The organism is Kribbella sp. NPDC004875 (assembly GCF_042873375.1).
Taxonomy (GTDB): Bacteria; Actinomycetota; Actinomycetes; order Propionibacteriales; family Kribbellaceae; genus Kribbella.
Map to the genome: position 1 here is coordinate 639,531 of NZ_JBIALI010000004.1, position 13,583 is coordinate 653,113.

Consider the following 13,583-nt stretch of genomic DNA (forward strand, 5'->3'; position numbering starts at 1 on the left):
CTCACCAGCCCGCCAGGCCGAGCTGCTGTGCCTGCTTCTTCACGTCCTCGTCGTACCTGGCCGCACCGTCCTTCGCCTTCCGGATACCCGAGCCCACCTCGACGGTGATCTGCTCCAGCGACGGGCCCTTCACCGGGGACAGGAACTCCAGCGCCAGGCTGGACGCACCCGGCTTGTCGAGGTACGGCTGCATGTCCTTGATCGCCTGCGGTACGTCGTCCCCGAGCGCGCACCCCTTGACGGCGTACGGGCCGGTCGGTGCGCCCGCCTTGGTCTGCGAGGCGCAGCCTTCGGGGCTGGCGACGAACGCGAGGAACTTCTTCGCCGCGTCCAGTTTGTCGCCGGTGGTGGTCTTCGGGATGTACAGACCGCCCGGCGTCCACAGCGTCAGGCCGTTCTTGCTCGCGTCGTCACCAGGCAACGCGAACAGTCCGACGTTCTTGGCCGCGTCCGGGTAGGTCGCGACCATGTTGGCCACCACGCCGGACAGGTTCGGGTAGTGCGCACCCTTGCCGGTGGCAAGCATCTTCAGCCCGTCCGGCAGCTTGGCCGAGGCGAAGTCCTTGTTCTCGTAGCCGGCGTCGTGCACCGCCTCGGTGTGCTCGAACCCCTTCAGCGCGGCCGGCGAGGTCGCGTACTTCGCCTGGTTCTTGGTGTACTTGTCGGCGAAGTCGGGCTCGACCGCGGAGACGTTGTGGAAGTCGCCGAGGACGAACAGCTGCGAGGTCCAGGTCTCGCCGTAGGTCTGGATCACCGGCGCGACGCCGCCGGCCGCCTTGATCTTGGCGTTGTTGGCCATGAACTCGGCCCAGGTCTTCGGGATCTTCAGCCCGAGCTTGGTGTAGACGGGGATGCTGTAGAGCACGCCGCCGCCCATGAAGCCGCCGAGCGGCGCGCCGTACACCTGGCCGTCGGCGGTCACGGTCTTCTTGAAGTTGTCGTCCAGGTTCCCGATGTACGGCTGGTCGTTCAGCGACACCAGGTTCTTCTGCGGCGCGATCGCCTGGAACAGCGACCCGGTGTTGTAGTTGAACACGTCCGGCATGTCCCCGGTGGACAACCGGGTCTTGACGATGTTGTCGCCTTCGGTGCCGGCCGGCCGGGTCTCGGTCTTGATCGTGATGCCCGGGTTCTTCGCGGTGAAGTCCTTGACGAGCTGCTCGGCGTCCTTCACGTCCTGATCCTGGTTGCCGATCAGATACGTGATCTCGACCGAGCCGCCGCCGGAGTCACTGCTGGATCCGAGACTGCCCGCGCTGCACGCGGTGAGTACGAGCGAACCGGCGGCGAGCAGTGCCAGCCCGCTCGCTCCTGGGCGGAACCTCATCTTGACCTCCAAGGGATGTGTCGAAGCAGCGGGGCGGTGGTCGGGTGGGTTGGCTAGTGGTTGAGGAGCGCGCCGAGCGCCGCCTTCAGCGCCTCGGTGCCGGAGGTGGCCGCGCGTGGGCGAAGCGCCTCGACGACGCCGGCGGCCGGCTGGTCGAGGTAGCGCTTGAGGCGGGCGGCGAGGTCGGCGTCGTCGGTGACGAGGCCGGCTTCGGTGGCCGCCTCCGCGAGCGCGTTCCAGGTCGGTTCATGGTCGATCAGCGCCCGGATGCTGGCGTCGGCCGGCAGTTCGGCCGGCGTGCCGTACGGGTCGGCGACGGTCCACTCGTGGGTCCCGTGCCCGACCTCGACGGTGCCGTCCTGACCCGGTACGTCGACCTTCGCGCGGGACCCGACCGGGACGGTGACCGTCAGCGTGACCTGTCCGTCGGAGCGGGTCCACGCCACCGCGGCCTCGCCGTACGGCGTGAGGTGCTTCGCGGACGCACTGGTCAGGTGATCGGTGACGAGCGGACGGACGTCGATCGTTCGGTACGCCGGTTCGGCCGCCGCGAGACCGGCGACGCGGCGGTGCATCCAGTCGGCGACCGCGCCGAGGGCGTAGTGGTTGAACGACGTCATCTCACCGGGGTTGATGGTGCCGTCCGGCATCATGCTGTCGTAGCGCTCCCAGACCGTCGTCGCTCCCATCGTCACTGAGTACAGCCAAGAGGGGCAGCCTGTCTGTAGCAGGAGCCGGTAGGCCAGGTCAGGATGTCCGGTATCGGCCAGCGCGTCGGTCATCAGCGGCGTTCCGACGAATCCGGTACTGATCCGGAAACTCGCCGAGCGGACCAGGTCGGCCAGCCGTTCGCCGGCCCGCCGGCGCTGCGCCTCGGTCGGCAGCAAGGCCCACTGCAGCGCGAGCGCGTACGTCGTCGGTGCGTCGCTCAGCACCCGACCGCCCTCGGTCGCGTACTCGGCCGCGAACGCCTGCCGGACGCGCGCGGCGAGGTCGGCGTACTCGTTGGCCAGGTCGGTCTGACCGACGACCGCCGCGGCCTTGGCGAACACCTCGGCGGACCGGGCGAGGTGAGCGGTGGCCACCACGTCCGGGTCGGCCTTGGCGGCGGCTGCGTTGTCCGGTGGCGCGGTCGGGTCGAGCCAGTCGCCGAACTGGAAACCGCCCGACCACAGGAGGTCCGCGCCGGCCAGGTCGGCCATCTTGTCCACCCAGGCACGCATGCTCGGCAGTTGACGGGCGAGCAGCCCGGCGTCACCGGTGCGCTGGTAGACCACCCACGGCACGATCGTTGCCGCGTCACCCCATGCCGCGGTCGCCGGCGACTCGTTGCGGAGTACATCCGGTACGACGAACGGTACCGACCCGTCCTTCTGCTGCTCCGCCGCGAGGTCGGCCAGCCAGTTCGTCAGGAACCCGGCGGCGTCGAAGAGGAAGTTCGCGCTGGGGGAGAACACCTGGATGTCCCCGGTCCAGCCGAGCCGCTCGTCACGCTGCGGGCAGTCGGTCGGTACGTCGACGAAGTTGCCGCGCATACCCCAGACCACGTTCTCGTGGAACCGGTTCAGCAGCTCGTTCGACGACTCGAACCAGCCGGTGCGCTGCAGGTCGCTGCCGATGACGACTGCCTGCAGGTCCTCCTTGCGAAGGTCGCTCACGCCGGTCACCTCGGCGTACCGGAAGCCGTGGAAGGTCAGCGGGGACTCGAGGACGACCTCGTCGGGGCCGGCCAGGTAGTAGGTATCGGTGGCCTTCGCGGTCCGCAGTGGGCGGACGCCGAGTTCGCCGTGCTCGAGGACCTCGGCGTGCCGCAGGACGATCTCGTCGCCCTCGGCGTGCCCGCGGACCGTGAGCCGGACGCGGCCGACGAGGTTCTGGCCGAAGTCGATGAGCGTCTTGCCCGACGGCGACGTGGTGATCTCGAGCGCGGGCAGCACGTCGGTGATGCGGACCGGCGGTCCGTCGGGCGCGACGAGCAGGCCGAGGTCGGCGTCGAGGACGTCGACCGGCGTGGCCTCGCCGGGTTGCCTGCGGAGGTCGGTGGTCTGGCCGTCGTACAGGTCGTCGGCCAGGACGTTGCTCTCCCGGGAGGTCCAGTTGCCGTCGCTGCCGAAGGTGTGCAGCTGCCCGTCCTCGGTGGTGACCTCGAGCTGGGCGAGGACCGCGAGCCGGTCGCCGTACAGCTCCTTCTGGTCGCGGAAGCCGATGCGGCCGCGGAACCAGGCGTTGCCGAGGAGGAACTCGAGCGTGTTCTCACCAGAGTGAACAAGCTCGGTGACGTCGTAGATCTGGTAGCGCAGCCGATACTGGTACGCCGTCCAGCCGGGCGCGAGCTCCTCGGTGCCGACCCGCTGCCCGTTGAGTTCGGGCAGGTAGATGCCGTGCGCCGTCGCGTACAGGCGAGCCTTGACAATCCCGTCCGGGAGCTCGGCGACACCGGCGACCAGCGGAGCGGGGGAGCCGTGCGGGTTGTCCCGCGGACTGACGAACTTGGCGCTCCAGTCCTCCACGGCGAGCAGGCCGGCCTCTACGCTCACCGGCTCGCTCCACGCGCTCCAGTCGTCGTTGCCGCGGACGCGGACCCGGACCTGCGCCACCTCCCGGGAAGCCAGCGGCTCAGCCGGCCATGGCACCAGGAGCTGGTCGGGGGACTGGACGGCGAAGACCTGGGTGCTGCCGGTGGTGATCTCGACCTCGTACGCCGTCTGCGCGTAGCCGGCGTCCGCGGCCGGGACCTGCCAGGAGATTCTGGGGCTCGCGGTGCCGATCCCCAGGACCCCGGACTCGGGGGAAGCGAGCAGATGCTCGAAGCGGAGAGAGGTGGGTGCGGCGAGATGCGTCATGAGACTCCAACCAGTGAAACGATTCATTGGGTGTTCCGACGAAACGCCGTGGTCTGGGTGGTTGTGGTCGGCGGGGCGTTTCGCCTGTGCACCGATCCTGCGGCCGGTAGCCGCCGGGGAGTAGCCCGAACTGCACTCGGTCTAGCACGATCTGCACCTCGGCTCGTATCGTGAGGTATGGCCGACGAGCCGGTGAGGACCCGCGGGACGGTGGTGCACTTCGTCGAAGGGACGGTCGTGCACGCCGGCACCCACCTGCACGAGCAGACCCATCCGTTGCACACGCACAGCTTCTTCGAGGTCGCGCTCGTCACCGGCGGTGAAGGCGTCCACCACAGCCTGGCCGACCGGCAACACGTCTCCGCCGGCGACGCGATCCTGCTCCGTCCAGGGGTCTGGCACGAGTACGTCGACTGCGATGCCCTCGAGGTCTACAACTGCTGTTTCTCCGCCGACCTGGTCCGGCGTGAACTCGCCTGGGCGCGCGAAGATCCCTTACTGGGTTACCTGTTGTGGACCGGTCCGTTCTCCGCGCAACGCAGAGGAGTGCTCGCGACCCACCTCGATCCCGGGACCGTCAAGGAGGCCGTCGCGCACCTCGACGGCCTGCGGCAACTGCGCAACCTGCCGGCCAACCGGCATCGTGGCGAGATCGTCGGCTGGCTCTCGCTGTACCTCAGTTGTGTCGCGCGAACCGTGGCGGACAGCGACGAACGGGGTGACCACACCCATCCCGCGGTCGTCGACGCGATGCGGATGATGGAGGCCGATCCGGCCCGGCACTGGACGCTCACCGACCTCGCGGGCGAGTTGCATCTCGCGCCGGGGTACCTCGTTCGGCTCTTCAAGTCCGTCACCGGGGTGCCGCCGATGGCGTACCTCGCGCGGCACCGGGCCGAACTCGCCGCCGACCGATTACTGCACACCGACCTCCCGATCAACCGGATCGGCGAGTCGGTCGGCTGGCCCGACCAGAACTACTTCGCGCGCCGTTTCCGCTCGCACTACGGGCTCTCGGCGTCGGCCTACCGACAACGTTTCAATGGGGTGCGGATCAGTCCGACCGGCCAGTGATCAGGAGCTCGAGGCCGTCCAGGATGCGCTGCAGCCCGAACTCGAGGCCCTGGTTCTCACTCCCGGCCGCGGTGCGCATCGCGGCGGTGAGATGCGGGAAGCGGTCGGCTTCGGCGACGAGGATCTCCGCGAGTGACCGCGTCCAGTCCTGCTCGGTCAGTCCGGTGGTGTGACCAGGGAACGTGGTCGACTGCTGCGCGATGTTCCGGACGTGGCTGGTGATCACCAAGATCGCGTCCAGCTGCTCGCCGCCGGTGAGACCGCTCTCCGCCAGCGCGGTGAGGCCGCGCTCCATCCAGGTGAGCTCGTTCGGGCCGAGCGGGCGGCGTCCGATCGTCGACTGAAGCAACCACGGGTGCCGCGTGAATCCGTCGTACAGGTCGATCGCCCAGGTGTGTAGGGCCGCGCGCCACGGTAGGTCGCCGGGGCGGTCAGGCGGGGCGCCCATGGCGAGGTCACTCATCACCGCGACCAGCTCGGTCTTGCCCGGGACGTGGCGGTAGAGCGCCATCTTCGTCACCGGCAGTTCGCCGGCGATGCGCTGCATCGAGACCGCGTCCAGCCCCTCGGCGTCGGCGATCCGGATGCCCACCTCGGCGATCTCGGTCAGCGTGACGGCGGGCTTCGGGCCGCGGCTCGGCGGCGGCTGCCTGCCCCAGAGGAGGTCGGACATGCCGGGTTCCTTTCGTGAATCGACTTGAACTGTGTCTACCATACACATTACTGTGTCCGGCAGACACAGTTACTGCTCTGGAGGCGATGATGAAGGTTCTGGTGTCGGGTGCGAGCGTGGCCGGTCCGTCGGCGGCGCTCTGGCTGGGCCGGGCGGGACACGACGTGACGGTGGTCGAGATCGCGCCCAAACTCCGGCAAGGCGGGTACGCCGTGGACTTCCGCGGTCAGGTGTTCACGACCGTGCTGGCGCGGATGGGCGTGCTGGCGGAGCTGCGGTCGCTGCAGACCGGCGGGAACGCGATGCGGTTCGTGGACGCGTCGGGCCGGCAGCTGATGCGGCTGCCGGCCGAGTTCGCCGGCGGTGAGCTCGAGGTGCTGCGGGCCGACCTGTCCCGGGTGCTCTACGAGCACAGTCGCGAGCAGGCGACGTACCGCTTCGGGGACTCGATCGCGAGTCTGCGGGAGCACACGGACGGCGTGGACGTGCGCTTCGAGAGCGGCATCGAGGAGACGTACGACCTGGTGATCGGCGCGGACGGGATGCACTCCGTCGTACGGCGGTTGGCGTGGCCCGCCGAGCAGGTCCTGGAGAAGCACCTCGGGTACTACGTCGGTGGCTGGGAGGTCCAGAACACGCGCGGGATCAGTGGGGACTCGCTGATGTACAACGTGCCCGGCAAGCTCGCGAGCGTGGGTGCGGACACGCGTGATCCAGAGCTGGCGCAGACGCTGTTCTTGTTCAAGTCGCCGGTGCTCGACTACAACCGGCGGGACCTGAACCAGCAGAAGACGATCCTGCGGGACCAGTTCAGCGGGCTGGGCTGGCACGTACCGGAGCTGCTCGAGGCGTTGCCGGCGGCAACGGAGCTGTACTTCGACTCGATCAGTCGCGTGCGTGTGGACCGCTGGTCCACCAACCGGATCGTCCTGCTCGGAGACGCGGGGTACGGCGCAACGTTCGGTGCGCTCGGTACCGGGACGGCGGTTGTCGGCGCCTATGTCCTGGCGGGCGAGCTGGCCCAGGCGCACGACTTCCGGACCGCGTTCGACCGGTACGAGGCGCGGCTGCGCAAGGCGGTGTCGACCACCCAGGACGGCAGCCGCGCAGGCTCGTTCCTGGCGCCGGCCACCCGATTCGGGATCACAGCGCGGAACCGGATCCTCGACCGGCCGTTCTTCCTGAACCAGATGCTGAAGATGGCGCAGAACATGAGCGAGCTGATCGAGCTGCCGGAGTACACCGGACTGACGTACTCAGGTCTGCAGCACTCAGGGCAGCCAGGGCAGCTTGTCGAGGAATGACTCCCAGGAGTCGGGGAGCCAGCCCGGCACACCGAGCACGACCATGTAGAGCCAGATCGCGACGAGTACACAGAGGAACAGCGCGAGCGTCCCGAGTGCCTTCAGCCAGGCGGGCTGCTTACCGGTCCACCGGGTGAGTGCCTTGACCCAGTCCTTCACCCGGTACAGCAGCCGTTGGGCCCACTCGAACTCGCTGGCCAGCACGGCGAGACCCGCGATGAACAGCGGGATCCCACCCGGTCCCGGCAGCCAGCCGGTCAACGGCGCTGCGATGATCAGCAACCCACCGACGACGCCGACACCGATCCGGTAGAACATCAGCTTCCGCGGGTTCTCACGAATCCGCCGGCGCCACTCCCACCGGTCGTCCTGAGCGTCCAGGGTGATGTTGTCGTCCGTGCGGTCGGGACTGTCTTTCTCGGCCACGGGCCAAGCCTACCGGCGGCTACTAACTGGTCGGGTTACCGAACTCCCAGTGCCAAGGCTCCTCACGGTTCCCGCCCGGCTCGGCCCAGGCCGGATGCAGCCAGCCGTACGCCGCCGCGTGGCTCTTCATCCATTGGTACTGCGGGGTGCTGTACTTCTCGATCCCGCCACACAGGTCGACCGCGAGACCCCACCCGTGGTTCGACGTACCCGGGAGGGCGGCCAGGGACGGCTTGCGCTGGTACAGGTCGACCTGGGACGTGTACGAGCGGTACGAGTCGGTGATGCACAGCGATCTGCCGAACGCGGCGTGGTAGGCGGCGGCGAGCTCGAGGTACGCCGTCGCCGCGTCGCACCGGAGCCGGTGACCGCCACCGATGGCGCACAGTTTGCTCGCCGGGATCATGCCGTTGCTGTAGCCGCCCCAGCCGGTGCTCGCGGAGCCGGTGGCCAGGAACGGCATCGGGTTGACCGGGTCGCCGCCGAGCCGGACCTCGAAGTGCAGGTGCGGCCCGGTCGAGTTGCCCTCGCTGCCGACCGCGCCGATCTGCTGTCCGGCCTGCACCTGCTGGCCGTCGGTGACGTCGACCCGGCTGAGGTGCGCATACAGCGTCTCGAGGCCGTTGCCGTGGTCGATGCGGACCAGGTTGCCGGCCCAGGCCGGGTGTTCGATCCGGACCGTCCCGGAGGTCACCGCGCGGACCGGCGTACCGATCGGGGCGGGGAAGTCCTGGCCCGTGTGGGTGCCGCTGGACCACTCCGAGCCGGACTGACCGAACGGCGTACCGATCTCGTAGGTCCCGTCCGGGAGCGGCCAGGTCCAGGCGCCCGAGCCGACGTCGTACGACGTGGCGGTGTTGCCGCAGCGGAACGCGTACGCCTCGGAGGTGGCGACCGGTGCGACCTGGGGCTTGGCCGGCGCGCCGAGGGTCGGGCGGAGCGCGGCGTACAGGTTGTCCGGAACCGTGGTGACGACGACCGAGCCCTTGGACTCGTCGGCGGCGATCATCTCGCCGTTGTCGAGGGCGATGCCGATGTGCACGAGGCCGAGCGATTTGCTGCCCATCACGAGCAGGTCGCCGGGCTCGATCTGGGCGTTCGGGACGGCCTGGTAGTCCGGGTAGACCTTGCCGATCAGGTTCGGCAGGGTCGTGTACGGCTGCCATGCGACGCGCGCGGCGCCGAGACAGCCGTACTTGTCCGGGCCGGTAGCGGCGACGCCGTAGGGCTTGCCGAGCAGGCTGAATGCTTGATTCACCGCGCGGATCGTCTCTGCCGAAAGCACCCGTACGGTCCGTCCCGCCACGGCGACCGACGCGACACCGGGCACGGCCGCACCGCGTCGGGTCAGCGGTGCGAGCCCGGTCGGCAACTTCGCGGGGTTCTTCAGGACGGCGGCCGCCGGGGGAGTGACCTTCGTGGCGGCCAGCTCGGTCAGGTAGGTCTTCCAGCGCGCGAGCGCCTGAGCGTTGCGGGTCTGCTGGAGCTGCTGCGACAGTGCGGACGCGACGTCGAGGTCCGCGGTCTGGTCGGCCATCGCCGCGGAGGCGTCGGCCGCCTTCTGCTGCACCTGCTTGCTGAGCTCCTGCGCCTTCGTCGCGGCCTCGTTCGCGGCGGCGCGCTTGCTGGTCGCCTCCGCCTTGAGCCGGATGGACTCCGCCTCGGCGGCCATCGCCGTCCGGTACTGCGCGACCTGGGTGCTGCCGAGCTGCGTGATCGCGGTCTGCCGGTCGGCGATCTCCTGGAGGTTCTCCGCGACCGGAGCCAGCGACCAGAGCATCGACTCGGTCCCCATCACGGTCGGGACACCGAGCTGGTAGGCCTGCGCGGTGATCACGCCGAGCCGCCGGCGCTGCTCGTCGGCGACGCCCTTCGACTTGGTCGCGCTGGTCTCCGCCTTCTTCGCCGCGGCCTCCGCGGTCTGGGCGTCCTTCAGCGCCTTGGTGTAGGCGATGGTGGCCTTGGCGAAGTCGGCCTGGACGGCCGCGGCCTCCGCCTGGAGCTGCTCGAGCGACCGGTTCACGTCGGTGACAGAGGCGGGCGGTGGCTCACTGGCCGACGGGGTCGGGTCGTCGGCGTACGCCGGTAGCGCGGCGACTGCCAACACCGTGCCGAGTGCCGCGAGTCGCAGCCACCGGCGTTTCCCCAGACCCATGCGTCCCCCATGAACTCGCCTCACGCGCGAGGCCAGCGTAAGCGCCGTACGGTCCTGACGGAAGCCCGGTACACGCAGCGTGACCATGAGGCCCGCCACACTCCGGCCACAGGGTGCCACCGTGTGTCGGATCGGCTGGTGCGACCTACTAAAGTTCACTGCATGGCCTCGCACTTTGACGTTGTTGTCCTCGGCGCCGGTCCCGGTGGGTACGTCGCGGCGATCCGCGCCGCCCAGCTCGGGCTGAAGACCGCCATCATCGAGAAGAAGTACTGGGGCGGTGTCTGCCTGAACGTGGGCTGTATCCCGTCCAAGGCGCTGCTCCGGAACGCCGAGCTGTCGCACATCTTCCGCACGGAGGCGAAGACCTTCGGCATCAGCGGCGAGGTCACCTTCGACTTCCCGACCGCGGTGCAGCGCAGCCGGAAGGTCGCCGACGGCCGGGTCAAGGGCGTCCACTTCCTGATGAAGAAGAACAACATCACCGAGTTCGACGGCTGGGGTTCGTTCACCGACGCGAACACCCTGGACGTGACGCTGAACGACGGCTCCTCGGAGACCGTCACGTTCGGCTCCTGCATCGTGGCCACCGGCGCCACCACCAAGCTGCTGCCGGGCACCCAGCTGAGTGAGCGCGTGGTGACCTACGAGGAGCAGATCCTCACCGAGGAGCTGCCGGGCTCGATCGTGATCGCCGGCGCCGGCGCGATCGGTGTCGAGTTCGCGTACGTGCTGGCGAACTACGGCGTCAAGGTGACGATCGTCGAGTTCCTGGACCGGGTCGTTCCGCTGGAGGACATCGAGGTCTCCAAGGAGCTCGCCAAGGCGTACAAGAAGCTCGGCGTCGACGTGCTGACCGGCACCCGGGTGGACTCGATCGACGACTCCGGTTCCTCGGTCAAGGTGACGGTGACCGGCAAGGACGGCGCACAGCAGACGATCGAGGCCGACAAGGTGCTGCAGGCCATCGGCTTCCAGCCGCGCGTCGACGGGTACGGCCTGGACAAGGCCGGCGTCCAGCTGACCGAGCGCGGCGCGATCGGCATCGACGGCTTCTGCCGGACCAACGTGCCGAACATCTTCGCGATCGGCGACGTGACCGCGAAGCTGATGCTCGCGCACGCGGCCGAGGCGATGGGTGTGATCGCCGCCGAGACCATCGCCGGGCACGAGACGATGGAACTCGACTACAAGATGATCCCGCGGGCGACGTTCTGCCAGCCGCAGATCGCGAGCTTCGGCTGGACCGAGGAAGAGGCCCGGCTGGAAGGCTTCGACGTCAAGGTCGCGAAGTTCCCGTTCACCGCGAACGGCAAGGCGCACGGCCTCGGCGACCCGAGCGGCTTCGTCAAGGTGATCAGCGACGCGAAGTACGGCGAACTGCTCGGTGCGCACCTGATCGGCCCGGAGGTCACCGAGCTGCTGCCAGAGCTCACCCTCGCGCAGAAGTGGGACCTGACCACCAAGGAACTGGCCCGCAACGTCCACGCCCACCCGACCCTGAGCGAAGCCCTCCAAGAGGCCTTCCACGGCCTCGAAGGCCACATGATCAACTTCTGATCAACACCGTGAACGGCGGCAGACACCACCTGTCTGCCGCCGTTCCACGTTCCCAGCTCTTGTCCGGCGGGTGATGTCCCACTGGCGGGTTTTGTTGTCGATGGCGGGTTGCAGCACGCTATCGCGCAAACAAGCCGCCAGCGGGCGGGCTTCAGCGGTCGGAGATGTCGGCCAGGGCCGGCTTGATGTCGACGATGGGGGTGCCGTTGAGGGCTTCCAGGTTGTTGACGTGGAGGCGGAGGGTGTCGACGGCCAGGACTGTGACGCGGTGGAGTCCTAGGGGGTTGGGGCGGTCGGGGGAGCGGGTGCTGAAGACGCCGGTCGGTGGGCGGGAGGCGTCGCCGCGGGGGTGCACGGTCTGGACGTCGCGGTCGGCGCGGTCGAACCACGTGATGAGGATGAGTTCGTCGCCGGCCTTGATGTCGGCAAGAGCCGGACGGACGGACTCGTCGAAGACGAGCCAGGCGTCGGGTGCACCTTCGTCGCCCTGGCGTGGAGCGTCGTCCCGCGAGCGCAGGGTGGATTCGACTCGGGCGATCGGGTGGAGGATCAGGTCGTCGGTCATAGCGGGTACCTGTAGACGGTTTGCATCGGTTCTCCCGGGAGGACGATGTGCAGAGCCAGACCAGGGTGGGCGGTGGGGTCGACGACGGCGCCCGCCGGCGGGGGCGGCTCGAAGGGAAGTGGGATGGTCGAGCGGATGCCGGGCGCACCGAGAACGAGGTGACCGGCGAACGACGTGACGATGGCGTTGTGCACGTGCCCGGTGAGGATCGCCGTCACCGGCTTCCCGGTCAGGATCGCGGACAACTCGTCGCGTTCCTCGAGTTTCCATTGATCCATCACCGGGTGGTGCAGGTCGAGCGGCGGGTGATGCATCGCGACGAACAACGGTCCGTCGACCGCGTCTCGTAGTACCTCGTCGAGCCAGGCCAGCGAGTCGGCGGACAGCAGGCCGTGGTTCGCCCCAGGCACGGTGGTGTCCACGAGCACGAAGCGAGCCGCACCGACGTCGCGGATCTGATGCACCGGATGCCCAGACCCCGGCGACTCGACCAGCCCCACCAGCCCCGCCCGCAGCGCCGCGCTCACATCATGGTTCCCGGGCAGCACCAGCACCGGTACGTCGAACGTCAGCTCGCGCGCGATCTCGGCGTACTCGGACTCCAGTCCGTGATCCGCGAGATCCCCGGTCACCAGTACGACGTCCACCGAGCGCCCCATCGCCCGCACGTACGACGTGATGTGCCGCAGCCGGGCTCGCGCCGCGTCCGTGCCGTCGAGATGCGGATCACTGAGGTGCGCGATCACGTACATGTCAGCACACTAATGCCGCCCCGACCGTGCTGGTCCAGGTCAGGCCGGGTGCCGGAAGAGCGTCTGCAGCGGTGCGCCCGGGGTGGCGATGTGCAACGCCAGGCCGGGATGCGCGGTCGTGTTGTCGACGAGGCCGCCGCCAGGAGCCGGCGGCTCGAAGGGCAGCGGCGGCGTCGACCGGACGCCCGGCGCGACGAGGAACGGCAGCCCGGCGAAGGTGGTCGCGAGACCGTTGTGGACGTGGCCCGCGAGCAGCGCGGTGATCGGCTTGCCCCGGAGTACGGCCTCGAGCTCCGGGCCGGAGCGGAGCAGCCACTGGTCGAGGACGGGGTGGTTCAGCTCGAACGGCGGGTGGTGGAAGGCCACGAACAACAGACCGTCGACCGGCTCGGTCAGGACGCCGTCGAGCCAGGCAAGCGATTCCGTCGACAACAGCCCGTGGTCCTCGCCCGGCACAGAGGTGTCGAGCAGGACGAACCGTGCGCCCCCGACGTCATGCACCTGATGCACGGGATGTCCCTCGCCGGCCGAGTCGACGAAATCGGCCAGGCCGGACCGAAGCGGCGCGCTGACGTCGTGGTTGCCCGGCAACACCAGCACGGGCACGTCCAGCTTCAGCTCCGCGGCGAGCTCGGCGTACTCGGACTCGAGCCCGTGGTCCGCGAGGTCGCCGCTGACCAGTACGACGTCGACCGGCCGCCGGAACTCACGCAGGTACGACGTGATCTTCCGCAGCCGGTCCCGAGCCTCGTCGGAACCGTCGAGATGGGGGTCACTCAGATGCGCGATGACATACATGACCGCAATCATCCGCCGAAGCGTCGCGACGCGCTGGGATTATCCACAGAACCCGGCCGGGAGATCGGTGCATGGGACCAGCCCGCCGAGTTCCAGCTCCGGCCGC

Annotated in this window: 11 protein-coding genes; 3 read left to right on the forward strand and 8 right to left on the reverse strand. The window is 69.0% G+C overall.

What is annotated here, in order from left to right; translation table 11 throughout:
• Position 1 precedes the first annotated feature (1 nt).
• The gene (locus tag ACFYRH_RS25250; protein WP_387779984.1) at positions 2–1,327 is read right to left on the reverse strand and encodes an ABC transporter substrate-binding protein; all 1,326 of its coding nucleotides are present in this window, start codon (positions 1,325–1,327) and stop codon (positions 2–4) included.
• A gap of 53 nt (positions 1,328–1,380) precedes the next feature.
• Positions 1,381–4,170, reverse strand: a complete 2,790-nt coding sequence (locus ACFYRH_RS25255; RefSeq protein WP_387779987.1) for a family 78 glycoside hydrolase catalytic domain — start codon at positions 4,168–4,170, stop codon at positions 1,381–1,383.
• Between the two features lie 177 nt (positions 4,171–4,347).
• Here ACFYRH_RS25255 and ACFYRH_RS25260 point away from each other — a divergent pair, with 177 nt between their 5' ends.
• On the forward strand, positions 4,348–5,244 hold the full coding sequence (locus tag ACFYRH_RS25260) for an AraC family transcriptional regulator (protein WP_387779990.1): 897 nt from the start codon (positions 4,348–4,350) through the stop codon (positions 5,242–5,244).
• On the opposite strand, the gene ACFYRH_RS25265 is transcribed toward ACFYRH_RS25260, so the two are convergent.
• Positions 5,225–5,917: a TetR/AcrR family transcriptional regulator gene (locus ACFYRH_RS25265; protein WP_387779993.1), complete on the reverse strand. Its 693-nt coding sequence runs from the start codon at positions 5,915–5,917 to the stop codon at positions 5,225–5,227. The genes ACFYRH_RS25260 and ACFYRH_RS25265 overlap by 20 nt on opposite strands.
• An 86-nt stretch (positions 5,918–6,003) precedes the next feature.
• On the opposite strand from ACFYRH_RS25265, the gene ACFYRH_RS25270 reads away from it, so the two are divergent.
• Complete coding sequence (locus ACFYRH_RS25270; RefSeq protein WP_387779996.1) at positions 6,004–7,221, forward strand: FAD-dependent monooxygenase; 1,218 nt, start codon at positions 6,004–6,006, stop codon at positions 7,219–7,221.
• Here the strand turns inward: ACFYRH_RS25270 and ACFYRH_RS25275 are convergent.
• A complete protein-coding gene (locus tag ACFYRH_RS25275; protein WP_387779999.1) occupies positions 7,189–7,647 on the reverse strand; it encodes a PGPGW domain-containing protein in 459 nt (152 codons plus the stop codon). The two genes, ACFYRH_RS25270 and ACFYRH_RS25275, sit on opposite strands and share 33 nt — an antisense overlap.
• A gap of 22 nt (positions 7,648–7,669) precedes the next feature.
• On the reverse strand, positions 7,670–9,802 hold the full coding sequence (locus ACFYRH_RS25280; RefSeq protein WP_387780002.1) for a peptidoglycan DD-metalloendopeptidase family protein: 2,133 nt from the start codon (positions 9,800–9,802) through the stop codon (positions 7,670–7,672).
• A gap of 162 nt (positions 9,803–9,964) precedes the next feature.
• On the opposite strand from ACFYRH_RS25280, the gene lpdA reads away from it, so the two are divergent.
• A complete protein-coding gene (lpdA, locus tag ACFYRH_RS25285) occupies positions 9,965–11,362 on the forward strand; it encodes a dihydrolipoyl dehydrogenase (protein ID WP_387780005.1) in 1,398 nt (465 codons plus the stop codon).
• 151 nt (positions 11,363–11,513) lie between these two features.
• On the opposite strand, the gene tsaA is transcribed toward lpdA, so the two are convergent.
• Genes tsaA through ACFYRH_RS25300 form a run of 3 tightly spaced genes read right to left on the reverse strand, consistent with a single transcriptional unit; the run spans position 11,514 to position 13,489 of the window.
• On the reverse strand, positions 11,514–11,927 hold the full coding sequence (tsaA, locus tag ACFYRH_RS25290) for a tRNA (N6-threonylcarbamoyladenosine(37)-N6)-methyltransferase TrmO (RefSeq protein WP_387780008.1): 414 nt from the start codon (positions 11,925–11,927) through the stop codon (positions 11,514–11,516).
• The gene (locus ACFYRH_RS25295; RefSeq protein ID WP_387780011.1) at positions 11,924–12,679 is read right to left on the reverse strand and encodes a metallophosphoesterase; all 756 of its coding nucleotides are present in this window, start codon (positions 12,677–12,679) and stop codon (positions 11,924–11,926) included. The genes tsaA and ACFYRH_RS25295 overlap by 4 nt, the downstream gene beginning before the upstream one ends.
• A 39-nt stretch (positions 12,680–12,718) precedes the next feature.
• Positions 12,719–13,489 (reverse strand): metallophosphoesterase, encoded by a 771-nt coding sequence (locus ACFYRH_RS25300; protein ID WP_387780014.1) that lies wholly within the window; start codon positions 13,487–13,489, stop codon positions 12,719–12,721.
• Positions 13,490–13,583: the final 94 nt, after the last annotated feature.

Bases quoted from the DNA above. Each gene is read 5' to 3' on its own strand.
- ACFYRH_RS25270 (WP_387779996.1), top strand. From the start codon at position 6,004: ATGATGAAGGTTCTGGTGTCGGGTGCGAGCGTGGCCGGTCCGTCGGCG.
- lpdA (WP_387780005.1), top strand. From the start codon at position 9,965: ATGGCCTCGCACTTTGACGTTGTTGTCCTCGGCGCCGGTCCCGGTGGG.
- ACFYRH_RS25300 (WP_387780014.1), bottom strand. From the start codon at position 13,489: ATGATTGCGGTCATGTATGTCATCGCGCATCTGAGTGACCCCCATCTC.
- ACFYRH_RS25280 (WP_387780002.1), bottom strand. From the start codon at position 9,802: ATGGGTCTGGGGAAACGCCGGTGGCTGCGACTCGCGGCACTCGGCACG.
- ACFYRH_RS25295 (WP_387780011.1), bottom strand. From the start codon at position 12,679: ATGTACGTGATCGCGCACCTCAGTGATCCGCATCTCGACGGCACGGAC.
- ACFYRH_RS25260 (WP_387779990.1), top strand. From the start codon at position 4,348: ATGGCCGACGAGCCGGTGAGGACCCGCGGGACGGTGGTGCACTTCGTC.
- ACFYRH_RS25265 (WP_387779993.1), bottom strand. From the start codon at position 5,917: ATGTCCGACCTCCTCTGGGGCAGGCAGCCGCCGCCGAGCCGCGGCCCG.
- tsaA (WP_387780008.1), bottom strand. From the start codon at position 11,927: ATGACCGACGACCTGATCCTCCACCCGATCGCCCGAGTCGAATCCACC.
- ACFYRH_RS25250 (WP_387779984.1), bottom strand. From the start codon at position 1,327: ATGAGGTTCCGCCCAGGAGCGAGCGGGCTGGCACTGCTCGCCGCCGGT.
- ACFYRH_RS25255 (WP_387779987.1), bottom strand. From the start codon at position 4,170: ATGACGCATCTCGCCGCACCCACCTCTCTCCGCTTCGAGCATCTGCTC.